The organism is Pontivivens marinum (assembly GCF_900231835.1).
GTDB classification, from domain to species: Bacteria; Pseudomonadota; Alphaproteobacteria; order Rhodobacterales; family Rhodobacteraceae; genus Pontivivens; species Pontivivens marinum.
Genome location: NZ_OCTN01000004.1, coordinates 1 through 26273 on the forward strand (window position 1 = coordinate 1; position 26273 = coordinate 26273).

Annotated in this window: 18 protein-coding genes; 7 read left to right on the forward strand and 11 right to left on the reverse strand. The window is 57.2% G+C overall.

Annotated features, from left to right (window positions below):
• The first annotated feature begins 4 nt into the window (after window positions 1–4).
• Window positions 5–988, forward strand: a complete 984-nt coding sequence (locus CR254_RS10710) for an IS110 family RNA-guided transposase (protein WP_245851606.1) — start codon at window positions 5–7, stop codon at window positions 986–988.
• 766 nt (window positions 989–1754) lie between these two features.
• Here CR254_RS10710 and CR254_RS10715 read toward each other — a convergent pair.
• From CR254_RS10715 to CR254_RS10735, 5 genes are read right to left on the reverse strand one after another with little or no spacing between them, the layout of a single operon-like run.
• Window positions 1755–2759 (reverse strand): ABC transporter ATP-binding protein, encoded by a 1005-nt coding sequence (locus CR254_RS10715; protein ID WP_097929872.1) that lies wholly within the window; start codon window positions 2757–2759, stop codon window positions 1755–1757.
• 11 nt (window positions 2760–2770) lie between these two features.
• On the reverse strand, window positions 2771–3784 hold the full coding sequence (locus CR254_RS10720) for an ABC transporter ATP-binding protein (protein WP_097929873.1): 1014 nt from the start codon (window positions 3782–3784) through the stop codon (window positions 2771–2773).
• A gap of 4 nt (window positions 3785–3788) precedes the next feature.
• Window positions 3789–4760, reverse strand: coding sequence for an ABC transporter permease (locus tag CR254_RS10725; RefSeq protein WP_245851573.1), 972 nt, complete (start codon window positions 4758–4760; stop codon window positions 3789–3791).
• Window positions 4744–5721: an ABC transporter permease gene (locus CR254_RS10730; RefSeq protein ID WP_097929874.1), complete on the reverse strand. Its 978-nt coding sequence runs from the start codon at window positions 5719–5721 to the stop codon at window positions 4744–4746. The genes CR254_RS10725 and CR254_RS10730 overlap by 17 nt, the downstream gene beginning before the upstream one ends.
• 47 nt (window positions 5722–5768) lie before the next feature.
• A complete protein-coding gene (locus CR254_RS10735; protein WP_097930291.1) occupies window positions 5769–7439 on the reverse strand; it encodes an ABC transporter substrate-binding protein in 1671 nt (556 codons plus the stop codon).
• Between the two features lie 143 nt (window positions 7440–7582).
• On the opposite strand from CR254_RS10735, the gene CR254_RS10740 reads away from it, so the two are divergent.
• Window positions 7583–9358 carry a M28 family peptidase gene (locus tag CR254_RS10740; RefSeq protein WP_097930293.1) on the forward strand — a complete coding sequence of 592 codons (1776 nt, stop codon included), beginning with the start codon at window positions 7583–7585 and terminating at the stop codon, window positions 9356–9358.
• Between the two features lie 57 nt (window positions 9359–9415).
• Here the strand turns inward: CR254_RS10740 and CR254_RS10745 are convergent, their stop codons facing one another.
• The 4 genes from CR254_RS10745 to CR254_RS10760 all read right to left on the reverse strand — a co-directional run bounded on the left by CR254_RS10745 (window position 9416) and on the right by CR254_RS10760 (window position 15540).
• Window positions 9416–11113 (reverse strand): hydantoinase B/oxoprolinase family protein, encoded by a 1698-nt coding sequence (locus CR254_RS10745; RefSeq protein WP_097929875.1) that lies wholly within the window; start codon window positions 11111–11113, stop codon window positions 9416–9418.
• Window positions 11114–11116: 3 nt separating this feature from the next.
• The gene (locus CR254_RS10750; RefSeq protein ID WP_097929876.1) at window positions 11117–13165 is read right to left on the reverse strand and encodes a hydantoinase/oxoprolinase family protein; all 2049 of its coding nucleotides are present in this window, start codon (window positions 13163–13165) and stop codon (window positions 11117–11119) included.
• Between the two features lie 70 nt (window positions 13166–13235).
• On the reverse strand, window positions 13236–14636 hold the full coding sequence (locus CR254_RS10755) for a M20 family metallopeptidase (RefSeq protein ID WP_097929877.1): 1401 nt from the start codon (window positions 14634–14636) through the stop codon (window positions 13236–13238).
• 130 nt (window positions 14637–14766) lie between these two features.
• Window positions 14767–15540, reverse strand: coding sequence for an IclR family transcriptional regulator (locus CR254_RS10760; protein ID WP_097929878.1), 774 nt, complete (start codon window positions 15538–15540; stop codon window positions 14767–14769).
• 121 nt (window positions 15541–15661) lie between these two features.
• On the opposite strand from CR254_RS10760, the gene CR254_RS10765 reads away from it, so the two are divergent.
• Window positions 15662–17377: a M28 family metallopeptidase gene (locus tag CR254_RS10765; RefSeq protein ID WP_245851575.1), complete on the forward strand. Its 1716-nt coding sequence runs from the start codon at window positions 15662–15664 to the stop codon at window positions 17375–17377.
• A 62-nt stretch (window positions 17378–17439) separates the two neighbouring features.
• On the opposite strand, the gene CR254_RS10770 is transcribed toward CR254_RS10765, so the two are convergent.
• Together CR254_RS10770 and CR254_RS10775 are read right to left on the reverse strand one after the other, a co-directional pair.
• Window positions 17440–18234 carry an NADPH-dependent oxidoreductase gene (locus CR254_RS10770; RefSeq protein ID WP_180955970.1) on the reverse strand — a complete coding sequence of 265 codons (795 nt, stop codon included), beginning with the start codon at window positions 18232–18234 and terminating at the stop codon, window positions 17440–17442.
• A 17-nt stretch (window positions 18235–18251) separates the two neighbouring features.
• Entirely contained in the window at window positions 18252–19973 is a 1722-nt protein-coding gene (locus CR254_RS10775; protein WP_097929881.1) for a M28 family peptidase, read from the reverse strand.
• Between the two features lie 202 nt (window positions 19974–20175).
• On the opposite strand from CR254_RS10775, the gene CR254_RS10780 reads away from it, so the two are divergent.
• Genes CR254_RS10780 through CR254_RS10795 form a run of 4 tightly spaced genes read left to right on the forward strand, consistent with a single transcriptional unit; the run spans window position 20176 to window position 26162 of the window.
• Window positions 20176–20937: a GntR family transcriptional regulator gene (locus tag CR254_RS10780; RefSeq protein WP_097929882.1), complete on the forward strand. Its 762-nt coding sequence runs from the start codon at window positions 20176–20178 to the stop codon at window positions 20935–20937.
• On the forward strand, window positions 20934–22766 hold the full coding sequence (locus CR254_RS10785) for a hydantoinase B/oxoprolinase family protein (protein ID WP_245851578.1): 1833 nt from the start codon (window positions 20934–20936) through the stop codon (window positions 22764–22766). The genes CR254_RS10780 and CR254_RS10785 overlap by 4 nt, the downstream gene beginning before the upstream one ends.
• 1 nt (window position 22767) lies before the next feature.
• Complete coding sequence (locus CR254_RS10790; RefSeq protein ID WP_097929884.1) at window positions 22768–24804, forward strand: hydantoinase/oxoprolinase family protein; 2037 nt, start codon at window positions 22768–22770, stop codon at window positions 24802–24804.
• On the forward strand, window positions 24801–26162 hold the full coding sequence (locus CR254_RS10795) for a M20/M25/M40 family metallo-hydrolase (RefSeq protein ID WP_097929885.1): 1362 nt from the start codon (window positions 24801–24803) through the stop codon (window positions 26160–26162). Before CR254_RS10790 ends, CR254_RS10795 begins: the two co-directional genes overlap by 4 nt.
• The last annotated feature ends 111 nt before the right edge of the window (window positions 26163–26273 follow it).

Consider the following 26273-nt stretch of genomic DNA (forward strand, 5'->3'; position numbering starts at 1 on the left):
CGCCATTCAGCATTGGGCTGGAAAAGCCCAGTCGCTTTCGAGCGGAAGGTGGCCTAAACGAGCACCGGGGGCGGCACAAAAACGGGTCAGGTCCACAATAGAACGCGTTGGTTTTGAAGCCGGTGCAATGAGCCAACATCTGTTCTTTGGTTTGCAATCGGCTGGGTTCGACGTCGTTTGCATGGAGGCGCGTCAGGTGAGCGCCGCGTTGTATGCCATGCGGAACAAAACCGACAAGACAGATGCAAAAGGCATTACCCAGATTTTACGGACAGGCTGGTTCAGCCCTGTTCACATGAAGAGTCGGGAGGCCCATGGGTTGAGGGCGCTTTTGAGCACGCGAAAAGCGTTACTCAAGAAGACGATGGATATGGCCAACGAAGTACGTGGGCTGCTGAAGATCTTTGGTGTGCGATTGCCCCGAACAGTGAAACACGGGTCCTTTGATGGTCTGGTGCGGCCCATGATCGAGATGGACGACGTCCTTGCGCATGCGGTCATTCCATTGCTCGACGCGCGGGTGGTCTTGTTCCAACATTACTTGGAACTGGATCGACGCGTGAAACGTGCGGCATCCCAAGACGAGGTTTGCATGCGCATGATGACCGTGCCGGGTGTTGGTCCGATCGCAGCACTCACATTCAAGGCGGCAGTTGATGATCCGAGCCGTTTCGAACGCTCTCGTACCGTCGCTGCGCATTTTGGCCTCACACCAAGGCGCTTTCAGTCAAGAGAGCACGACAATCCTGGCCGAATATCGAAGGCTGGAGACCGAGATGTTTGGGCGACTCTATATGCAGCCGCCAATGCTTTGTTGATGCGGACGATGGCGGGGTCACAGATCAAATCATGGGGCATGCGATTGATGCGCACCAAAGGTCTCCGACGCGCCGTTGCCGCCGTCGCCCGCAAACTCGCCGTTCTGCTCCACCGTATGTGGATCGACGGCAGCGAATTCCGTCAGGAACAAGTTGGAGGCACGGCATGAACAAGTAGCCTACCACCTAACCTGACGGGATCGTCCAATCCGGACGAGGTTCGTGGACGAAGCCGAAAATGTCTGCTGCGCAGCTTGAAGCGCGCCGGAAAGCGGGGCTCTCCACTTCCATTCCGACACATGCATGCAGCGGCGCCATTTCGAACGCCAAACCAGACTGCGAAGAGAAGCGTGACCCGGAGAAACGATCTCATCTACAAAAAATAGAAGGAAAACGAGCTTGACCCAGACACCCAATTAGAGAAGGCCTCGTTTGTGAGTTAGCTCTATTCCGGTTTTGGCCTTTCTTTGAGCGGTTGAAATATTCCCATGGTGTCCGGCCTGCGAGGCTTGAATCTAGGCAGTGGTGGTTGAAGTCGGTACGCCATGTCGCCACTAAGTTGCGAGCACGTGCAATTTGTTGAACAGGTTTCGGTTAGGAGTTAATCGCGCGTGCAACCGTTGAAGCATGCGGCATCTCGTTTGAGGTGCCTTTTATGCATTGCCATGTGAAGCCTGTTATTCAGGTGCGCACGCGGATCGGCCTTCCTGACATGTGGGCGGCAGTCGCGCGTGGTGGAAAAACATGTCTTGCCCGATCAGAGTATGCAAAATTTTGGCTTTGAATCTAGGTGGAAGCGCTGTGGCGATATGGCGGAGCATTAATCCTAGGTTCGCTGGGTCAGGGCTGATTGGCATGCTCGCTACCCTATTGGGGCATTCAAATTTGCTGGGCCAAATGGGGCATAGCCCAGCAACGCTTTAAGTGGCCTGCCTGTTATGCCGTTCCGGCGGTCATCTCGGGGACCTTGAAACACGCGACGCGGCGGTTTTGCTCAACCGTGCGCAGTGGCGGGCGGCTTTGGCGACAGATATCCTCGGCCAAGGGGCATCTGTCCGAAAAACGACAGCCCGGTGGGGGATTGCGTGCATCTGGCAGGTTTCCTGTCAAGGCAAGCGGTTCATGCGACTGGATTACATTTGGTACAGGTACGGCCTGTACCAATGCGCGTGTATAGGGGTGTAGGGGGCGGTTGATGACGTCTTTGGTAGGTCCATCCTCAACCACCGAACCCATATACATGGTGATTGTCCGTTCGCAGACATAGCGCACCAACGCTAGATCGTGACTGATGAAAACAGCCGCCAGTCCCATCGTGTCGCGCACCTCGCGCAGCACGTTCAGGATGCCTGCACGGACCGAAACATCCAGCATTGAAACCGGTTCGTCCGCGACGATGAAGTCCGGCTTCAGGACGAGTGCGCGCGCCAATACAACACGCTGCAATTGCCCACCGGATAGCTGGTGCGGATAACTGTCCAGCAGGTGTAGCATGCGATCCATCTGCACCCGCACCAACGCATCAGCAACCAACTGATCGTGCTGCTCCTCAGGCACCTGCGTGTTGACGAGGGGTTCGTATATACTGCGGCGGATTGTGAAATGCGGGTTAAGGGCGTCAAACGGGTTTTGAAAAACCAACTGCGCCCTACGGCGAAAGGCCAGCTCATCCGTTCGATCAAGTGTGGAGATATCTTCGCCACCAAAATCGATACTGCCTGATGTCGGCTCGATCAGCTTCAACAACATCCGGCCCAGTGTGGTTTTCCCGCATCCGGATTCACCGACAACGCCAATCGTCTCACCCCGTTTCAGCGTGAAGTTGATGTCATTCACCGCGTCCACTTGCGGGTGTCGCCCGTTGATGACATCGCCAAGAGAGCGGCTGAGGATGAAGCTTTTGGACAGGTTTTTAACGTCCAGGAGGATTTCATCGTGCATTTTTGCGTCCTTCATGCCGTCACCACGCCACGCCACACGGCGGGATCACGGGCCTGCTCGCGCATTTCGGCGGCCTCATGCGCGCGGTGGCAAAGTGAGAAATGTTCGGGGCCGACCTGTACCTCGACCGGTTCCTGCTTGCAGATTTCCTGCGCGAAGGGGCAGCGTTCGCGAAAGCGGCATCCCTCTGGCGGGTTCAGCAGCAGGGGTGGGCCGCCCTCGATCGGGGACAGCTCTCGCTCCTCATCCGCAGACAGTTCGGGAAACGCGTTGTAGAGGCCAATCGTGTAGGCGTGGGACGGGCTGGTCAGCACATCCTTAACCGGACCCTTTTCGACGATCTTACCCGCATACATCACCACCACGTAATCGCAGACATAGGCGACGACCGAGATGTCATGGGTTACCAACACGACGGACAGCCCAAATTCGCGCTGCAACCGTGAGAAGGTGTCCAGCACCTGCCGCTGAATGATCACGTCCAGCGCGGTTACAGGCTCATCCGCGATGGCGAGCCTAGGGCTGAGCGCCAAGGCAAGTGCGATTGAGGCGCGCTGACGCATTCCGCCCGAGAATTGGTGCGGGTAGTCGCGTAAGCGCTTCTTTTCCAGCCCGACCATTGCGAACAGTTCTTCGGCGCGCAGCTTCGCGGCGGCTTTTTTCATGCCTCCACGTTTTGTCAGTACCTCGATGATTTGATTGCCAACGCGCCATACAGGGTCGAGGGCATTCATCGCCGATTGTGGAATATAGGCGATGTCGCGCCAGCGCAGGTCGTTCATCTCACGCTCGGACAGTTTTAGAATGTCAGAGCCGTCGAACTTGATCTCACCACCGGCATAACTGGCAACCGGCGGCATGACGCGCAGTAGCGATCGCACCGCGGTGGTTTTACCGCAGCCAGATTCACCGACGATGCCGACCACCTTGCCCTCGGGCACATCAAAGGAGATGCCGTCAACTGCGTGGACTATGCCCGTGCGGGTTTTGTATTGGATTTTTAGATCCTTGACCGAAAGTAGCATCGGATCAGCCTTTCAGTTTGGGGAATAGGACTTCTTCATAACCGCGGCTAATGAAGAAACCGGCCATGACGACGAAGACGATGCACAGGCCCGGTGGGATGAACCAGTTATACTGACCGCGACCCAGTGCCTGACTGGCATAGGCATCTTGCAGCATGTAGCCCCAGCTAACCGTATCCGACGGGCCAAAGCCCAAGAAGCTGACGGACGCCTCTGTCAGGATGGCCCAGCCAACCGCGACGGATGTGTATAGGAACGACAGAGCCAAAACGTTGGGGGCAATGTGTACGAAGAGGATGCGCCACTTGCCAGCGCCGGTCACGCGGGCTGCCTCGATGAAGGCGCGTTCACGCAAGGACATGACCTGACTGCGTATAACACGGGCCGAGTTGGGCCATAATAGCAGTGCGATGCCCAGCACGACGTTTGATTGCGCCGCCCCCATGAATGATGCGAGCACGATGACGAAGGGCAAGAACGGGATACCCAGTGCGATATCCGCCAAACGCATCAGCAGGTTGTCGATCCAGCCGCCGAAATAACCGGCAACCAAGCCGACCAGCGTGCCGATTGCCACAACGCAGATTGCAGCAGTCAGGCCAACGGCGAGGGCGGATCGTGTGCCCATGACAAGTTGCGAATAGATGTCGCGCCCGGAATAGGAGGTGCCCAGCCAGTGATCGGTGGTTGGGGGCAGGTTTCGGCGCAGCTGGTAGTTATCCGCGAACAAAATCTCCAGCGGTTCATAGTGAACCAATTGATCCGCGAAAATCGCTGTTAGCGCGAATATCAGGTAAATAATCAGGCCAACCTTGGCGTAATTGCTTTCACGCGGAACCCGCCAGAAGGCGTTGCCTGCGCGGCCTAACATGGCGATCAGGCCGGATCGGCGGGGTGCTGTGGCCAGATGTGGCAGCAGTGCCGCAGCCGTCTGATCGGTGGAGGCGGTGCCCATAGGCTCAATTGCTTGCGGCATGACGGATCCTTGGGTCAAGCAGGTGGTAGGTCATGTCAGCGACAAAGTTCATAGCGACCAGAACTGCGGTGATGATCATGAAGGCGCCTTGCGCCAGCGGATAGTCTGAGGCCGAAACAGCGTTCACCAACAGGCGTCCAATGCCCGGCCATGAGAAGATCGTTTCAACAACAACATTGCCACCAATCGCACTACCGATCCCCAGGGCGAATGCCGTGGCAACAGGCAGCATCGCATTGCGAGCGGCGTGGTTCAGCACGATGGTGCGTGAGCCGAGCCCCTTCATCTTGCTCATGGTGATGAATTCCTCTTGCAGGATTTCAATCATGTTTGAGCGCATTAGCAGCAATGGCAGACCCTGTAGGTAAATCGCCAATGTCAGAACGGGCAGTGTTAGGTGATGCAGGTAATCAACGCTGAAAATGCGCGTCCACTCACTGTCATATTCGAGGCCAACACTGTTTGCGCCGCCTGCGGGAAACCAGCCCAGATAGAAGCTGAAGAAGGCGAGCATCACCATGCCCAGCCAGAATTCTGGTGCCGCACGTGTAGCCAGTGCGAGAGGAATGCCGATCCCCTCCACCGTTGAGCCGCGCCGCCATGCCAGATAGGCGCCAGCTAAAACGCCAAAGATATAGGCCACGACAAGACCGGATAGGGTCAGGATGACGGTGTTGGGCAGGGCCTCCATCACCACTTCGGTAACGGGGCGGCGGTGAAAGAAGCTTTGCCCTAGATCACCCTGAAGGGCGTTTTGCAGGAAGATGGTGTATTGCTGGAACAGGCTTTTATCGAGGCCGAAGCGCGCGATAAGGGCCTGCTGTTGTTCCAGTGTGGTGGTTTGATCAATGAATGCTGCCAAGGGCGAGCCCGGCATAAGGCGGAACATGAAGAACAGAATTGTCCCTACGATCCATAATACAAGGATCGCATATAACAATCTAGACATCACATATTTCATGCCGGACTCCTAATATTTGGCTATATTTTTTAGTTTGGGGTGGACCGTTAGTATTGCTCGGTCATGCCTGCCGGATAGTGCAGTTGCCCGTCGACGATTGAATAGCCTGCATCCTCAAGCATCGCCGTGGCCACATCGATGCCCACGGGAAGCTCCTCCGTTGCCGCGTTGTACCAGAATGGCAGTGCTGGTGAGACATGGCTGTTCGCAGGACGACCAAAGCCGTTATAGGCGGCGCCGGCAATCAGGCGGCGATTGATCGCAAAGGACAATGCGCGGCGAACCGCGGGATCATCGAAGGGCGCGCGGCGACAGTTAAAGCCAAGGAACTGGAACCCGATATCGGTCACATCAACAACTGCAATGCTGTCATCAGCATCGGCAGCATCCTTCAGAAGCTGAGGATCGCCAGTGTAATCGGTCAGGAAGTTCAGTTCACCCGAGCGCAGCATGCCGAGCGATGCCTCGACGTTCAGCACCACGCGCATGATGACGCGATCCACCTTTGCTGCGGCGAAGTGGTCGGGGATTGCGGACAAGACAACCTCGGACTGGTTCCAGCGGTCGAACTTGAAAGGACCGGAGCCGACGCGGCTGTCCTCAAGCACGGATTCGGCGGTTTCACCCTCAACCAATGCATCCAGCAGCGGTGCCCAGATATGCTCTGGTACGATGTTCACCTTGGATAATGTCGAGGTTTCAAAGGCCGCGTTCGGTTGCGCCAATTCTACGGTAAAGGTGCGGTCGTCCAGTTTTTCCATCGCGACGATTGGATCGACGAATGGCTTGTACATTGGTGCCACGCCTGCACGTTGCGGGGATTCGAGAGAGAAGATCATGTCCTCCACGCGAACCGGCATTCCGTCATGGAAGGACAGGTCGTCGCGGATAACGATGGTCGCGAGGGTGCCTTCGTCGTTCCATGTGACGGATTCAGCGGCCCATGGTGTTGGCAGGCCGTCGGCGTCGATCCGCATGATACGGTCCCAGATCAGTTCCGTCATCCAGCTGTCACCAGCGCCAGAGATGTAATACGGGTTGATCGCGTTCAGCTCGTTCGAGACGTTCATGATCAAATCCTTCTGGTCGCCCTTAGGCTCAACCGCGATGAAGGACAGGAAGTTTTTGATGCCGAGGCCCGGCTGGTTCACCAGTGTTGTGTCGTCAAACACAGCGGTATTATAGGCGTAGGATTTCGTCGGGTAGACGAGGAAGACATAAGGCTGATCCGCATTCACAATGTCCTGCGCCTCATAAATCAGGGCCTGACGTGCATCGCGATCAACGACGAGGCGCTGTGCCTCTGCCACGCGGTCATATTCGGGGTTGCTGTAGCCCACGAAGTTATAGCCGCTTTCGATATTGGCCGAGTGGAACAGGTTCGACACGAAATCATCGGGGTCTGACCGTTCGGGACGGCCAACCATTTGCCACATGGAAACGTCCCAGCTGTCACGGTTGTACCAAACAACATCCGAGAGCTGGTTCTGGGGCAGGCCGGACACAGTTACGTCAAGGCCAAGGTCGCCCCATGCCTGCGCGATCAGTTCTGCCGCTTGGTACTGCTGTGGGTTTGCCGCCTGTGCGCGGCTGTACAGCGTGAGCGCGCGGACCGGCGACACGGATTGTGCGAGAGCGGCCTTTGGCACCCCGGCCAAACTGGCAATTAGCGCAGCGGATGCGCTGGTGCCGAGAAATTGTCTGCGAGTAGTGGACATAGTCATCACCTCTGTTGGTCGGCATTGGATCGCATGCCGGATTGCCATTTTGTTTCACTAGCTGAAATCTTGTTTTATTTACTATGGGACAAGCGATAGATCAGGTAAACAAATAAAATCAGCAACAATGGATAACTATGATCATGAAACCTGAAAATTGCTCAATCAGTGGGCAGGCAACAGCCGCCAGCAACATTCTTGACCAGATTACGCTCGATCACGCGTGGGAATTGGTCACAACATTCTCAGGTAAGGAGCGTTGGCGCCCCGAGGATGTGAACGAAGCAGGCGAAATGATCGCAGATCGTTTGCGTGCTTTGGGCCTGCCGGTTGAAATCCATCGCCCAACTGTCGCGCTGTCGGTGCCGCTTTCGGCCAGTGTCACATTGGATGGCGAGGAGATGTTTGCGAAGCCGCCATCCTCCTCCAAGAGCTGCCCCGAGGGTGTTAGCGCCGAGCTGTTCTATATACCCGCGCAGAAATCCTCGCTGCGCAGCTATAATAAAAAGGCGATCGCGTTCTTTGGTGAGGATGTGGGCACCGATGTAGAAATGCGTGAAAAAGTTGCCGGTAAGATCCTGATTACAGAGGGTTTTGGAAACCCCGCGCTGGCCGCTATCGCGATGGAGTGGGGCGCGGTCGGCATGATCGCGGTCAACCCCGGCGTAGATACCCACTGGGGCACATGCACGACGGTTTGGGGGTCGCCTGACCTTGATGATTTCGGTCGCAAGCCTACGATTCCCGTGATCTCGGTTGCGAACCCGGTTGGCCTGAAGTTGATCGCCCGTGCGCAGGTCGGCCCGACTGAGGTTACGATCAAAACCGAGATGCAGGAGGGGTGGTTCGAGCAGGCTATCCCCGTCGTGGAAATCCCCAGTTCTGTCGATCCCGACAAATTCCTGCTGCTGCATGGCCACTACGATTCGTGGGATGTGGGCGTTGGCGATAACGCCACTGGCGATGCGACGATGCTAGAGATTGCCCGCGTATTGTGGGAGAATCGCGATCAGCTGCAACGGTCGGTTCGTGTTGCGTGGTGGCCTGGACACTCCACAGGTCGTTATGCCGGTTCGACCTGGTTCTCGGACCACTTTGCGCTGGATCTGGATGAGAATTGCGTGATGCAGGTGAACTGCGACAGTCCCGGTTGTCGCTGGGCAACATCCTATCACCAGACGACGGCAATGACTGAAACGCATATGCTGGTTAATGATGTGATTGAGAAAATCGCAGGCAAAACACCGGTGATGCAACGCCCACATCAGGCCGGCGACTATTCCTTTAACAATATCGGGATTTCGTCCTTCTTCATGCTGTCTTCGACCATGCCAGACGATCTGCGCGAGGAGAAAGGCTATTACGCGGTTTCGGGGTGCGGTGGAAATATCGCGTGGCACACTGAGAACGACACATTGGAAATCGCCGATAAGGATGTCTTGCTGACCGATATCAAGATTTACCTCGAATCCGTTTGGCGTGTTGTGAATGCGACGGTGCTGCCAGTGGATTGGCGCGCAACCATCGCGGAGCTGCAAGTCACGGCGGATAAATATGCCGAAGCATCCGGGGAGGCGGTTAACCTGACGGCTGTTCAAGGTGCGGTTGCATCGCTGGCAAGCTCGCTCGATCGGTTCTATCTGGGCGTGGAGGATGGGGATATCCCCGTAAAAGCCGCTAATGAGGTCCAGATGCGTCTAGCGCGAATTATGGTTCCGGTGAATTATACAACCGCGCCACGGTTTACCCATGATCCGGCTATCACCCGCGCGCCCATGCCATTGATTGAGGGCGTTATGGATCTGGCGCATGTTCCTGCTGAGATGCTTAACGTAACGCTAACGCAATTGATGCGTGGCGCAAACCGGACAGCGGCAGCGTTGATGGATGCGCGCCGCTTGGTTGATTCAGTGCTTTGAACAAAAAGCCCCGCGCGAGTGATCGCGCGGGGCAATTCAGGGGGCTATGTCTCTGGATTATACCGCAGAGCCGTCACGATATACTGAACCGTCATCGGCAACACAGACACCGTAATATTGTGTTGCAGCCTCGGCTGTGACGTAGCCAAGTTGCAGGTCGCGGGCAATCAGCGCGCAGTCCCGTTCCGCCGGATTGCCAAAGCCGCCGCCACCGGGTTGGGCAAAGCGGCAGATATCACCTTTTTCCATCACGCCACGGCCACTGCGGGTAAAGGGCGCATCATCCCGAATTTGAATCACGCCTTGGGTGCCGGACAGGGCAGTTTCGCGCCCCATCGCGGGTTCGACCAGCCGACCACCTGAAAAGGCAACCTGTACAGGTGTATCGTTCAGGCACTGCATCACGGTTTCCTGCCCAAGGCCGCCGCGAAACTTACCCGCACCGCCTGTATCTGGCCGTAATTCGCGTGAGATGACGCGGAAGGGGGCCTCCAACTCGAACAACTCGACCGAGGTGGTTGCAATATTGCCTGGAAAGACGACTGCGGAATTGCCATCGCGATCCCTGAATGCGCCCTGTCCACCCTGCGCATTATAATGCGACAGGAATTCGCGCCCATCCGGTCCGACACCTGCGAATTTTTCCGTCCAGAGGGGGTAGGTCCCCGATGGTGCCATGGCGAGGTCGGGGGCGACTTTGTAAATCGCGCCCATCAATGCCTCTACCGTGAAATAGGACAGGAGGGACCGGTACATTCCCGGCGCAGGGAATGTGGGGTTTAGAACGGTGCCCTCGGGCACGAACAACTTTACCGGACGGAAGGCCCCCGCATTCATCGGTAAATCGGGGCAAAGCGTTGCGATAAACGGAAACACTGCATAGGCGCGCGTGATGTTGAACACCGCATTGATCGGCATCGCGACCTGCGGTGAAGTGCCGGTGAAGTCCAGATGGACCTCACCCTCCTGCACTGTCAGCTTGACCGAAATTTTCAGACGCTCACCGTTTTCGTTGGTGATCTCGTGGAAAACCTCGGAATGCGCCTCACCCACGGGCAATCGGGATAGGGCCTTGCGGAACATGGCCTCCGTTGCGTCGGTGATTTGTTGGGCTAATGTTTCCAGTTGATCCAAATCGAAATCCTGCATCAAGCCGACAATGCCCTTGGCGCCGACCCGATTTGCGGCGATCTGCGCTGAAATATCGCCCAGAACCTTCTCGGACATCCGCACATTGCGGGCGAGCAGGCGATACAGTTCGTCATTGCGTACGCCAGCGCGCCACAGTTTTGAAACGGGAATGATGACGCCTTCTTCGTATACGTCGCGGGCATCCGTCGCACCCAGGCGCCCCCCCATATCGGCATGATGTGCGCAGGTGCAGGCAAAGCCCGCCAAACGGCCCAAGTAGAAGATCGGCGTTGCGACAAATACATCCGGTGCATGACCCGCGCCAACCCACGGGTCGTTACAGATCAGGATGTCGCCATCCTCCAGCGTTTCGGCGGGATATGTGGCCAGCATCTCGCGGATGACAGTCGGTGTCGAGCCTGCCTGCCCGGGGGTGCATTGGTTTGACTGGGCCAGCATTGTGCCATCGGCATCATATAGCGCACATGCGTAATCCTGATTGTCACGCACGATCAGCGAGAATGCCGTGCGTTCCAGCGTCGTGGCAATCTCATCCGCGACGGAGGCGAGGCGTGACCAGATAACTTGCAGGCGGATCGGGTCGAGTGGGGTTTCTTCGCGCATTGCTTAAACTCCAGTATTGATTTCGAGCCACCCTAGGGCGTGGCGTTCAGCATAGGCGCCGGTTCCTAGATGGATTGATGTGCCGGGCTGGATGATCAAGGCAGGCCCATCGATACGGTCTGTAATCGCGTCGAAGCGCATGACCCTGTGCGGCACCATCGCCTGTACGCCTTGATCCCAGATCGTGCGGTTGGATTCCGCTGATGCCACGGTGTCTGATGCTGTGAACTGTGGGCCTGATGCATCTGCCGTGGCCTCAACCCGCAGGGTTACAATCTCGATCTGCATGTCGTCATAGACATATCCGTAGGCTTCCAAATAGGCGTGGGCGAAGTTTTCGGCGATTGATCCGCGTGCGATTTCGTCAATCGGGACGCGCAGTTGATGGCCCTGCCCAATATAGCGCAGGTCGGCGAACAGGTTGAAATGTTGTGCCGCATCAGGGGCAGAGGCGGCGATGATTGCGCCCGCCTGATCGCGCAGTTCACCTATGACGGTGGTCAGGGCGCCTTCGTCCACCTCATCCAAGCGGCGGGGGTAGGAGCGGGCAACCTCGTAACTGGGAGCGGCCATCAGGAACCCAAGTGCAGAGAAAACGCCAGCGGCTTCGGGCACGATGATTTTTGGAATCTTCAATTTTCGGGCCACCTCCATCGCATGTAGGGGACCACCGCCACCAAATGCAACCATGGCTGTTTCTGTCAGGTCACCAGCATTTTCCGCCGCGTAGATCCGTGCGGCTTGCGACATGTTTTCGTTGACGATCTCGATGATTGCGGCGGCGGCCTGTTGCACATCCAACCCCAGTGGATCGGCCACTTCACGCAAGATCGCATCGGCGGCGGCATCGCGGTCGAGGATAATTCCGCCCGCGGCGAATTCAGCCGGGTCAAGGAACCCGAGGATCAAGTTTGCATCTGTGACCGTGGGCTGGGTTCCGCCACGACCAAAGCAGGCAGGGCCGGGATCGGCCACGGCGCTTTCGGGGCCAACCTTTAACCGGCCAAGTGTATCAACCTGCGCGATGGAACCACCGCCGGCGCCAATCTCGATCAGGTCAACCGTGGGAACCGCCAATGGGGTGCCTGAACCCCGCTTGAAACGGTGCACGCGATCCACCTCATAGGAGCGGGTGATGGGCATCTCACCCTTGCGGATCAGGCAGGTTTTGGCCGTGGTGCCGCCCATGTCGAAGGCGATGGCGTCGCTGTGACCGGCTAGACGTGCGAGGTTGCGGGCCGCTAACACGCCTCCGACGGGGCCGGATTCTGCCAAACGTACCGGGCTTTGCCGTGCGGTTTCGGCTGTAATGACACCCCCGCCTGATTGCATCAGATATAGCGGTACGCCGTGGCCTCGCTCGCTCAATGCGCGCTCAACGCCGGCCAGATATTTGTCTACCTTGGGTTTGACATAGGCATTCAGGGTCGTGGTGGTGAAACGTTCAAATTCACGGATTTCAGGCAATACGTCCGAGGATAGGGAGAAGGAGAGGTCAATCCCGGCATCCCGTGCGATTTCGGCGACTTGCGCCTCGTGCGCGGGGTTAGCATAGGCGTTGATGAAGCAGACGGAGACGCTTTCGATGCCCTGCGCGCTAAGCTCATGCAGGATTTCCGTGACTTCGGTCGGGTCGATCGGCGTGACCTCTGACCCATCAGATGCGATACGCCCTGCGGTTCCAATACGCAAATTCCGCGGCACGATAGGCTTGGGGTATTCCTGCCGGATGTCATAGATATCATAGCGGATTTCACGCCGCGTCTCGATGATATCCCTGAAGCCCTCGGTGGTGAGAAGCGCGGTTTTGGCGCCTTTTCGTTCAAGGATTGCGTTGATGACCAGAGTGGTGCCGTGGATCAGAACTTTTAAATTCTCGGGCAGGGTAGGGTGGTTTTTGGTAAGCGCATCAATGCCATTCATCAGGCCGTCTTCGGGTCGCTCAGGTGTGGTTGCGACCTTGAGCGTTTCGATTTTGCCTGTTGCCACCTCGTAAAGAATGAAGTCGGTGAAGCTGCCGCCGATGTCGCAGCCAATACGATATTTTGTCATGTTGCGTGCTCCGGCAGGTGTTTCAGTGATCTGGTTGGGTGGTCTGCTATGCTGTTTCGGGCTGTGCAGGTCATGTTTGCGCCCCCGTTGCATCCGCACCGATATCCCAGAACAGGCCGGTCATTATCGCGAGGCCCTGCTCAACGATGGGTTGCAGCAAATGTTCATCAGGGCCGTGCTGTTTGCAGCCGCCATAGGAATGCGGAATCCAGATGACGGGACAGCCAAGGTGGCGGGCAAAGATTTCAGAGGGCAGGCCACCTGACGAATTGGGCATCAATGTCGGGGCATAGCCGATTGTTTTCTCAACGCTGGTCATAACGCGATCGACCCACGGATTGTCAGGGTCGGTGCGCCATGCAGGGAACCGATTTTTGGACAGGTCCACGATTTCCACCTGCTGAAACCCGTGGGCGTCCAAATGCGTGCGCAGGGCAGGTATGAATTGGGTTTCATCCACATCTGCCGTGTAGCGGATTTGGCAACTAGCGGATGCATCGGGTTGCACGCCGTTGATCGGTTTTTCCGGCGCGCCGGTCACGTAGGCCAGCACGATAAAGGAGGTCCATCCATACATTTTTTCGGCGCGGCTTAGGCCGGCCTCGCCCCAGTCATCGGGCATAATCAGGGTCGGATCAGAGGGATCGACGTTGATCCCCTTTAGCGCGGCGGTCACTTTGGGAGGGACGGATTTTGGCAGCCAGTCCTCGACCAGAATACGCCCACGTGGTGTTGTGATCGAGGCAAGTGCATGGGCGAGGATGAGGCCGGGGTCCTCTAACACGCCACCCCAATGGCCGGAATGACGACTGCCCTCACGCAATTTCACGCGCAGGTCAAAGGCAAATGCGCCGCGATTGCCAAGTTTGATATCCACCTTATCGCGGACAAGGCGCGGGCCATCGGATGCGAGCAGCACATCGCAGGACAGGGCCTCGGCCTCGGTTTCCAGCAGGACATCAAGGCCAACGGACCCGATCTCCTCGGATGTTTCGATCACGAATTTCGCGTTAAAGCCTAGCTTGCCGCGAGATTTCAGCGTGGTTTCCAGCGCTGCGATCCAAATGGCGTGCTGGCCCTTATTGTCGGCCGCGCCACGACCGTACCAACGCTCCCCCTCAACCGTGACGGTCCATGGGTCCAAGCCCTCGCGCCATTGCTCGGGAATGCCACGCACGACATCCCCGTGACCATAGCCCAGTACGGTCGGAAGGGAGGGGTCCTCAATCCGGTGCGCGATTAGAAAGGGGCCGCCACCCTCGACCGGATTGTCGATGATGCGGCATTCAAAATCCAATGCCTGCAATGCGGGCGCAATTTGATCTGCCAGATAGCGGTATAAATCGGGCAGGCGGTCTGCGTTCTGGCTCTCGGTCGGGACGGCAATGCGCTGTCGTAGCACATCCAAAAACCGCCCATCACGCGCGAGGGCAGAGGCATTGTCGGTTGCGGTCAAACGATCTGAGTTCATTTTTCACCTATCGAAAAGCTTTTTCGTATAATAGAAAAATTAGAAGGCTAAACGCAACCAGTCATGCAGGCAGAAATGAAAAAACCCGCCGGTGGGGGCGGGTTTCGTGTTTCTAAACAGTGGGTAAGGTCTAAAGCCGTGCCGTATTTATCGCATGTGCGCCAACGAGGCGTGTGATCTGAACCCCCGCCTCGCGCAGCAGATCCAGTACATGGCCGCGCTTTTCTGGCGGCAGCAGGTCCGTTTTTCCGGTGATTGCCATTGCGGCGGCCACTTGTGAACTGCTGTCATAGATCGGGATCGCGATGGAATAGGTGGAGTGGTCCAGCTCCCCTTCAGACATGACCCAGCCATCGCGCTGGATGGCCGATATTGCCTCACGCAGGCGGTCGGGTTCAATCATTGTCGCAGGTGTGAAGCGGGCCAGATCACTGGCCAGAATAGCCTCGCGAATATCCTCAGGCGCGTAGGACAGTAGGACTTTCGGCCCGCCGCCAGCATGCAGTGGGCCGCGACGACCGATTTCAGCAAATATGTGCTGTTCCTGTGTGCCACGTTGCAGCGCCACGGTAACGGAGTTCATTCCGTCGCGGATCTGGATCGAGACGTTGCACCCCGTTACGCGGCTAAGCTCAACCATTTGTGGTTCGGCTGCTGACAGTAGTTTGGATTGCCGACGTGCCTGATCGCCCAAGATCATGGCGCGCCATGACAACGTATAGGTGCGCCGAACCGTATCCTTGGATACGAAACCGCGCTCCTCAAGTGTGTAAAGCAGGCGAAAGATCAGCGTCTTGGTAAGACCCGTTTTCACGGCAAGTTCTGAAACGCCGCTATCAGGTGAATCTGCCAATGCTTCAAGTAGCAACAGCGCCCTGTCTACTGCGGAAATCGTGTAGTTCAAGGGGCCTCCAAGCCGCAGTAAGCGATAAAATCACTGGTACATGCAGTCGAAATAAAGGAATAAATAGAAATTACAACAATGAAAAAGTGTTTCACCTACTGAAAAATCAGGAGATATGAACGTGTTGGAAACTCAGTTAAGCGAGATTCGTAATGTCCTAGACATGACATCGGCAACGGCACTGGTACATGCATTTGCCAAACAAGATCGGGAAATCCCCGCTGAGGCCAATCGCGGTGCGCAAATGATTGCCGATGCGTTGCGCGCCAAAGGCATTCCGGTAACCCTTCACCAGCCTGAGATTTTCCTGTCACTGCCTGGGCCCGCATCGGTTGTCCTGGCTGATGGATCACAGATGAGGGCCAAGCCACCAGCCTTTGCCCTGTCCTGCCCGCAGGGGATCGAGGGGGAGTTGGTCTATATGGCCGAGGCCGGCGGCGGCACGCCATTAGACCGCAATCCAGCTAGCGCCAGCGCGTTGGAATGTGCGCGGGGCAAGATTGCAGTGATCGAGGGCTTTGCCCTGCCAAACTTCATCGCGGGATTGGAGGCTGTCGGCGCAATCGGTGCAATCGCTGTGAATCCCGGTGTTGATATTCATAACGGAACGGTCTCCACAATATGGGGTACGCCCGAATTGCCCGATCTGTCCCGCTTACCCAAAATCCCATCGGTGGCGGTGAACCGCATTGACGGTGACAGGCTGATTGCGATGGCTTCGCAGGGCGCGCGGGTGACGCTGAAAACCGAGTTGGAAACAGGGTGGTTCCCGCAAAACTTGCCAGTGATGGAGATACCAGCCGCCAATGGGTGCGAAGATTTCGTGCTGCTGCATGGTCATTATGACAGTTGGGGCGAGGGTGTCGGTGATAACGGCACCGGCAATGCATGCATGCTGGCCGTGGCAGAGGCATTATGGGCCTTGCGTGGGAAATTGCAGCGCGGAGTGCGTTTGGCGTGGTGGCCCGGGCATTCGACAGGGCGTTATGCTGGGTCTGCATGGTTCGCAGATACATTCGCGCGGGATCTGGATAAGCATTGCGTCGCGCATATTAACTGCGACAGCCCTGGTTGCCGATGGGCAGTCAGTTACGAGTCGGTGCAATGTCTGGCCGAAGCGGAACCCTATGTTCAGCAAGTTGTCGCCGCCGTAACAGGGCAACATGCCACGGGCATCAGGCCACAGCGAAATTCCGATTACACGTTCAGCAATATCGGTGTGACGGGGTTGTTCAATTCCTCATCCATGATGACCGCCGAGGATCGTGCCGCACATGGGTATTACGTTGTTGCTGGTTGCGGCGGTAACATCGCGTGGCATACGGAAAATGACACAATTGAAATTGCGGATTTCGATGTGTTACGAACCGATGCGGAGCTATATGCAACAACGGTTTACGGATTGGCGACGGCAGAGGTTCTGCCCTTTGACTGGCGACTGACAGCAGCAGAGTTTCGCCAAACCATTCTAAAGGCACAGGCATCTGTCGGTGCGGATTTCGATTTTTCACCATCGCTTGAGGTATTGGATGTATTGCAGGCCTCGCTGAGCGATTTTTACGCGGCGGTGGAGGCTGGGCATATTGCTGCCACGCAGGCCTCTGCTACGATTCAGGCGCTTGCGCGGGTTATGGTGCCGGTGAATTTTGTGCGAGGACCGCGTTTTTCGCATGATCCAGCACTCAATACGCCCCCACTGCCGGGAATTGCGGATGCCAGCCTATGGCCAGATCTGCCTGAAAATCAGCGCGGTTTCCTGCGGGCGCAGCTGATGCGAGGGCAGAACCGTCTTATTGATGCGCTGGAGCGTGCGACCGGGTTGCTGCCAATCGGGTGAATTTTGTCAGGCTGGGTGTGTTCCGTACCCAGCCTGACATTCTCTATTGTTGGGCGATGTCGTCACGACAATGGGAAGCCCATCCGGCCAAGGATCGCGCGTAGGTTTATCCGGCCGCTTAGATAATCACGGTTTGCATATCGGGCCTTATGGCGATCGGTCCATGTGGTTTCAGGGCGACCTTGCGCGACTTCATGTTCCGCAAAAATCGCATCATAGTCCTGCAATGCGGTGGTCTCTACATCGGTACTATAGTGTTCGTGATGCAGGACGACTGATTGCGGCAGGCGCGGGCGGATGCCGGTCTGTGGTTCAGCCTCATACCCCAACGCCATGCCGAATAGAACGACAGCTTGGCTTGGCAGGGATAGCTCACGCGCCATGAATTCAGGGTCGTTGCGGAAATTGCCGATATAGCAGCCTCCCAAACCCATCGATTGGGCGGCGAGCAGGACGTTTTGCGCAAAGATGGCAGCGTCGGTTGCGCCAGCCAGAAAATTATCCAGCAGAGGTAGCGCCCAAAGGTCTTCACCCTTATCCGCGCCAATGCGGGCAGGGCGTGATTGATCCAGGGCGAAGCACAATATGACAGGTGCCTCGGCTACGAAGGACTGCCCGCTGGCCGCCTCGGAGAACCGCTTTTTACGATCCGGATCCGTCACCGCAATCACGGAGATCGGTTGCATATTTGATGAGGTGGCCCCCGATTGGCCCGCCGCGATCAGCGTTTCAAGCGCACCCTCTGGCAGGGGTTGCTCGGTGTAATGGCGAACCGAGCGGTGCTGCATCATCAATTCCATCACCGGTGTTAAGGGCACGCCGGTTGTGGGCAGCGCGTTTCCGTAACGCGCCGCCATCAGTGCTTTCCCGTCCATTACTGCGATACCAAACGTGTCGCAGCACGCAGGGCCGCAACGGTTCTGTTTACACCACGTACAAGTTGGGTACGGGCAAAGCCTTGCTGATTTTCGGGCAGTTCGCCAATTTGGGTGGCAACGGCAAGCAGCGGCAGGGCAGGTACGGGCAATGCAGGGTCGTGACCAAACCGCGGGCCACGAGTGTAGTTTAGCGGAACCAAGATCCGGGCCAAACTCTGAATCGCATCATTGGCCGTTGCTTGCGGCATGGTTGGTGCGTTGGTGTAGAATGTATCAAGCGCAGTGGAAAATGCGCTCAGCGCAGTGGATACGGGTTCTAGAAGTGCCGCATCCGCGCCTGCCTGCTGAGTGTATTTGCCGAGTGTCGCCTCAAATTCAGCCGCCGTGTTGCGCCAGTCAAAGGGCAGGATGGGTGCGTTTGCGACGCTCATCACAGCGGCCAGATACAGTTTAATGTCGCGCATCAGGACATTCTTATCCGCGATTTCCATGACGTCATTTTCAGTATGCCATGCGATGTTTCCACCGCAGCCACCCACAGTGTAATATTCCATTTCCTTGCGCTTCTCCTCGCTCATGGTCGAGGACAGCATGAAGAAGGAGGTCAGGCCAATGTTGTTGAATGAGTAGTCACCGGCGCGCAGCGGACGCTCACCACTCGATTCCAGACCTGTCGCATCGCGGATCACGTCCTTGCAGAAGGCTTCCGTCTCGCTCATCCATGCAACGTTTTCATATGTGTCGGCCCAGCGGCATCCCGGACTGTCGCAATTGACCTGCGCGACGCAGTTTTCATCTAGATCAATCGCAAATGCATCGGCAAACCATGCGGAACCGGCGTAGCGGCCTGTTGAATGGCCGGGCCACCATGCGATGCGCACGGAGCGGCGCAGGTTATCCTTGTTCGCCCACAGGACGCGGGCGATCTCTAGCATGGCGGCATCGCCTGTTGCGTTGTCGCCAACGCCCACATCCCATGAATCGTAATGGCCGTGCAGTAGGACGAATTTCTCGGCTTCCTCGCTGCCTGTGATGTTTACGACCGGAACGGGTGAGGAAAACCAGCCCTCCTCCAGGCGGGTTTTTAGGGTCACTGTGCCGCCCGATTGGGCCAGTTCAACCAGTGCCGCACCGTCAGGGTTTGAGACGGCAGCAACGGGGATCATGGGTTTGCGCGGCAATCCGTCCAGATCAGGCGTGCCCCAGATCGAGGAGCATATGCCCCAGTGCCGGTCCACACCGGGGTTCACGGCAATCACACCGATCGCGCCCTTTTGTTGGAATTCCAGCACCTTTTGCGGATTGGCGAAACCATCGGTCAGCACGATTTTCCCCCGCAAACGTTCGGCATCTGCGTCGGATTCGTTCTTGCGGTTCTTATCGTAAAAGCTGGCGGTCGATGCGGCCAAGGTGCCGGGAACATGTACCAAGGTGCCGGTCAGGCCCTCGGGGATGCTTTTGGCATAGGCTAATGGCTTGGCTGTGTATGTGACGCCATTCGCCTCAACCGATGCATCATAGGGGATCGAGAGGTATAGGTTTGCGTTCAGCAGCTCGCAAGGGACGCCAACCTCATCCAGGCGACGTGCGATGTCAGAGGCAGCTTCGGCGACATCCTCGGGTTTCCACCGTGGGAACGTGGAAAAGTGCTCTACCAAGGCCCAAGGGGCGGCATCGCTTACCTGATCGATAGCGGTCTTAATCCGTGAATCCAGCATAGTTTTCATCTCCTGAGTTGTCCCAAATCCGATGTCGATTTACGCCCCAGTACGGTGTGGGGTGCTCTGTTGGTGATACGGTGTCTCAAAAATAATTGTATGACAATACTAGATTGTACGACAATTATGTGGGTTAATGACATTCAAACAGCTAGGCTGTGACTCGGCGCGTATGGCGTCGATGGACCTTCAGGGATGAGTGATGGACGATTTAAGCCAGATTTTTCAGCATGATCGACTGACACCGCCGGATGCAGGTACAAAACCTGCCCCCAAAAAGGTCGAGCGTGAGCGGATATTCGAAGCCGTGCGTCGTAAAATTGTCGACGGCAGTATCCCACCCGGTGCACGCCTGACGGAGCGCGGATTGTGCGACGCATTCGGTGTGTCCCGTACAGTTGTGCGTGAGGTAATCCGCATGATTGCGGCGGAAAAGCTGGGCGATTTCGAACCCCATGTCGGATTGCGAGTGGCAGAACTGACCCACAAGCATGTGCAGGAAATTTACGCTATCCGAACCGAGCTGGAGGCCATGGTTGTGCGCGGATTTCTATCTGCGGCAACCGATGCCGATATTGCGGTGGCGGAAAGCTACGGCCAGAAAATGCTGGAGATCGCAGCGCAGGGTGATCGCTTTGCCGCAGTTGAGATGATGGCAGAATTCGAACGCTTCATGGCGCGTGTCGCGGATAATGAAATCGCGGCGGAGCTGCTGTCCCAACTCAACGCACGCATCAGTATCCTGCGGCTCGTCGCGATGCGCGAACCGGGGCAGGTCGAAACCGGGATGGAGGGGGTGCGCGCAGTCGTTGCCAGCATCGTCGCCCGAGAGACCGATGCCGCAGAACATGCGGTCCGCACCTTTGTCCGCCGATCGGGTGAATCAGTGCTGCGCCACATGGACCGAACTACCGTTTCCCCAACGACTATTTCCGAACCAACTGAGGAAGACATCACGCCATGACACCTCTATCTTCTGCATCGTCGCCCCAATCGGCCATGGCTGATGCGCCCCTATGTGATCCCGTTACGCTGGAGATTATACGCGGCGCTATCATGGCAACTCAGCGTGAGATGGAGGCGTTGATTGAGCGTACCGCGATCTCAGCCTTTATCCGCGAAAAGAAGGATTTCTATACCGCCCTGTTTGATGAAAACGGCGTTATGGCGGTGGGGTCAATGGTGCCAATCTTTGGCGATCTGACCACACCGGTTTTTGAAAAATTCCCGCGTGAGACGATGAAGCCGGGCGACCTGTATTGGTATAATGACTGCTACGGGTCCAAGGGTGCCGTGACACATTCGAACGACCAAGTGTTGTTGGCGCCAGTGTTTCATGACGGGCGCCTATGTGCCTTTGTGATGAGTTGGGCGCATTTTGCAGATATTGGCGGGCTGCATCCGGGGTCGATTAGCCCTGATGCAACCTCGATCTATCAGGAAGGTATCATCGTTCCGCCGACCAAGATGATTGATGCTGGCGTAGTGAATGAAACCGCGCTCGATATTTTTCACCGTAATTCCCGCTATCCCGCGCAGAGCGAGGGCGACATGGCGGCGTTGACGGCGGCTGTAAAGCTGGGCGTTGATCGCGTGGCTGAAATTGTCGCCCGCTATAGTGCCGATATCGTTTCGAATGCCCTGTCACAGCTATTAGAGCGGACGCGGAAGTTGGTTCGGTCACAGCTTGCAGAAAACTTCGACTACGGCACGTATCGCTTTGCCGATCAGATCGACAGTGACGGGCACGGCAATGGCCCGTTCAGCCTGCGTTTTGCCATCACCCGTGAAAAGGGTGCCGATGGCGAGGATCGGTTCATCTTTGATGCTACCGAAAGCGACGATCAGGCACCCGGTCCGGTCAACCTGATCATGAACAAGGGCGTTGCCGGCATGGCGCTGGGCCTGTTTTATCTGGGGGGTGATCCTGCGCAGGTCTGTAATGCGGGTGGTCCCTTGGCAATTGACGAGGTCCGCCTGCGTGAGGGTTCGATCGTGCAGCCGAAATTTCCGGCTCCGCTGGGCATGCGCGGCCTGACAATGATGCGAATGCTGGCCGTGCTGAACGGTATGGTGAATCGGGGTAAAGGCGGCGCACCGGCGGCGCATTCTGCCTATGTCGTCACGATTATGCGCGGAACCTATGGCAGGGATACCGGAAGCCCGCAGGAATTTTTGTTGGCGGACGGGATCGGTGTGGGTTACGGCGCGCGCGATTTCGCGGATGGTATTGATGCTGTGTATTTCGTGGCGCAGGAAAATTACCCCGTTGAATTCCTTGAATCCAGCTATCCGGTGCGCCTGCGCAATTACGGCGTTGTGCCGGATTCAGGTGGTCCTGGAAAGTGGCGGGGCGGCACGGGCATCATTCGTGAATACGAGGTGCTGGCCGATGAAATGCGCCTCGCATTGCGCATTGATGGTGTGACCAATCCGCCATGGGGCTATGCCGGCGGGAAATCTGCGGGCGTCGGTGGTGCATGGGTCAATCCCGGCACGGCGGGTGAAAAGGTTATTCCGCCCCTGTCTGACGGAACCGTTCTTACAAAGGGTGACGTGCTGCGCATCCACACAGGTGGGGGCGGCGGTATGGGGCATCCCTATGACCGTCCAGCGGAAACTGTGTTGGAAGATGTCCTCGGCGGTTTTGTAACGGCTGCGGCCGCGCGCAGTGAATATGGCGTCGTGATTACTGATGACGTTCTGGATACCGCCGCAACTGAGGCGCTGCGTCAGGATCGTCCGACCGCGATGGCCTTCCACCGTAACACCTATTGTGAAGAGCTTGCTTAACATGGCCCAGAATAACGAACAGACCTCACTTGTCGTTGCTGTTGATATCGGCGGCACTTTTTCTGATGTGGCGCTGGTGGATCACGCGACAGGGCGCAGTTGGCGGGCAAAGACACCCTCGATCCCGTCGGACCCGTCCGAAGCGTTCCTGAACGGTATCCGCCTTGCCCTAGGGCAGGCCGGTGCTGCCGGTGCTGATTTGGATCAGGTCCTGCATGGCACGACCGTCGCCACGAACATGATTCTGGAGGGCAAGGGCGCGCGTGCTGCCCTCGTCACAACGCGCGGGTTCCGGCATGTTCTGGCCATTGGGCGTCAGGACATTCCGCGCAAGGCGAACCTATATACTTGGGTCAAACCTGTGCCGCCTGTTCCCTCTTCGCGCATTGTCGAAATTGACGAGCGTGTGGCCGCAGGGGGCGAAGTGACCGGTGCCTTGAACGAGGACAGCGTTCGCGCCGCTGCCGCATCTATCAGAGGGATGGATGTTGAGGCCGTGGCCGTTTGCCTGTTGCATGCCTATGCCAACCCCGATCACGAGCGTCGCGTTGCTGAAATCCTGCGACAGGAACTGCCGGATCTGGCGATCACTGTGTCGTCGGACGTGTTGCCGGTTGTGCGTGAATATGAACGCTCGCTGACCACGGTGCTGAATGCGACGGTTATGCCGGGCGTCACATCCTATGTGGCGCGTCTAGAGCAACGGTTGAAGGATGAGGGCGCGACCCCGCCATTGATGCTGATGCAATCCAATGGTGGCGTTGCGGGCGCGGCGAAAATCCGCGTTGCACCTGCATTGACCGCATTGTCAGGGCCAGCTGCTGGTGTTGTCGGTGCGCGGGCGGAGGCCGAGGCCTGCGGGATCAGCGATATTATCACCGTGGATATCGGCGGCACCTCGGCTGACATCTGTCTGATCAAGGATGGTAAAATCGGTTTGACGCAGCAGGGCGCTGTTGGTGAGTGGCCGTTGGCATTGCCCATGGTGGACATGATCACGATCGGTGCTGGTGGCGGTTCGCTGGCGCGGATCAAGAATGGTGGCCTAACTGTCGGGCCTGAAAGCGCGGGGGCACGCCCCGGCCCAGCATCCTATGGGCATGGTGGAACGGAACCGACTGTGACCGATGCGCATGTTGTGTTGGGCCAATTGCCTGCGCGTCTGCTGGGCGGCACGATGTTGCTGGATACAGATGCGGCACATCGGGCGGTGGCCAGTGTGGCTGATCCGCTGGGCATCGACATGGAAGCCGCTGCGCGCGGAATTCTAGCCATTGCCGACAATCACATGGTCGGTGCGATCCGCGTCGTTTCGGTTGAGCGGGGCCACGATCCGCGTGATTTCACGCTGGTGCCGTTTGGCGGTGCTGGTCCATTGCATGGATGTGCATTGGCTGACTTGTTGGGTATCCGTCGGGTACTGATCACGAACGCACCGGGTGTTCTATGTGCGAACGGGCTTCTGGTTGCGGATCTGAAGTCGGAGTTTTCACGGGCATTGGCGATTGCCGGCCCGATGAACGGTCCCGAAACGGAGAGCATTGTTGCAGAGCTAGAGGCGCAAGCCCAATCGTGGCTGGATGATGAGGATGTTGTTCCTGAGGCACGTGAGATCGAGCGCGTGGCGCTGATGCGCTATGCGGGGCAGGGGGGCGAGATCGCCGTGCCATGGTCGCCTGACCCCAAGGTGGTCGAGGCAAGCTTTGCCGAGACACATAAATCGCTCTACGGCTTCACACTGTCTGCGCCGATTGAGCTGGTCACATTGCGGGTTCATGCCACTGGCCTTGCCCGTAATGCGCCGGGAATTACCCTTGAACCGGGCGAGACGCCTGAACCGAGCGAATTCATATCGGTTATGATTGCGGGTGCGCCCACCTCGGTTCCGGTCATCGACCGTGCGACACTGGGAGCTGGCTCACGTTTCGACGGACCGGCCATTCTGATCCAACTCGATACCACAACCTTTGTCGGTCCTGATTGGAGCGCGACAGTTCACCCCTCGGGCAACATATTGCTGGAAAAGGCTGCACAATGACGAGCAAAACACTGGACCCGGTCCTCGAACATATCGGTGCGCGCAGCGACGAGTATGTCACGCGCTTGATGGACTATGTAAAAAACCCCTCGATCAGTGCCCACAATATCGGCATCCGCGAAGTGTCAGAGCTGTTGGTGGCGCAGTTGAGCGCGCTGGGCATGAAGGCGGAGGCGATCCCGACCAAGGGGCATCCCTTTGTCTTGGCTGAGTACCGCGTTGATCCCGATAAGCCGACCGTATTGCTATATGGCCATTACGATGTGCAGCCGCCGGACCCGCTGGAGCTGTGGGACAGCCCTCCCTTTACACCCACAATCCGTGACGGCCGTATTTATGCGCGCGGCGTGGGGGATAATAAGGGCCAGCACTTCGCTCAGATCATGGCGATTGAAGCGCACCTAGCGGTCCATGGTACATTGCCGTGCAATGTCATCTTCCTGCTAGAGGGAGAGGAGGAAATTGGCTCTCCACAGATTGCTGATTTCGTGCGGGATCATCGCGATCGGCTTGAGGCGGATTTCGTGGTCACGGCCGATGGCCCGTTGCATGAATCCGGCCGCGCGACCCTGACCTATGGCGTTAGGGGCATGTGTTCATTTGAAATGCGGGTCAAGACGGCTGCGCGTGATGCCCATTCAGGCAATTACGGTGGCGTTATGCCGAACGCGATCTGGACGCTGGTACACTTGCTGGGCACGATGAAGACACCCGATGGACAGATCACCATCGACGGTTTGCATGCTCCGATTATCCCGGCCACCGAGGTAGAGATCGCCGCATCACAGGCGCTGCCGCTCGATCTGCCCGCATATATGCAGAAGATGGGGCTGTCGAAGCTCGATGCTCCGACGGACCGACCGTTCTGGGATCGGCTGATGTTCCACCCAACCATGACAATCAACGGGCTTCATGGTGGTTACGGCGGGCAGGGATCGAAATCGGTCCTACCATGTAGCGCAGTGGCGAAATGCGATATCCGCCTTGTTGAGGCAATGACTCCGCAACAAGTCATGGACTGCGTGCGCGCCCACGTTGCCAAACATGCGCCGGAGGTTGAGGTGATCTTTCAAGGGGGGATGCTGCCCTCGAAGACGGCTATCGATAGTCCGTGGGGACAGGTCATTCAGCAGGCGATCACCGAGGCGCGTGGTGAAGCCCCGTTGGTATACCCCTGTGCCGGTGGCAGCCTGCCTGATTATGTCTTTACCAAGATATTAGGCGTCCCTGCTTTCGTAATGCCATATGCGAATGCGGATGAGGCGAACCACGCTCCTAACGAGAATATGGAGATATCCCTATTCCTGAAGGGGATCCAAACCGGTGCAGCCTTGCTGGACAGATTGGGGCGTATCTAGACGCGATGGCTTTGGTCACACTGAACCATAGGGTGTAGCCTTACCTTAAAATCATGAATCGGTCGGGGCTTTATTGAGCGTCGGCCGATTATGCTAAGGTGAGTTCGGTTG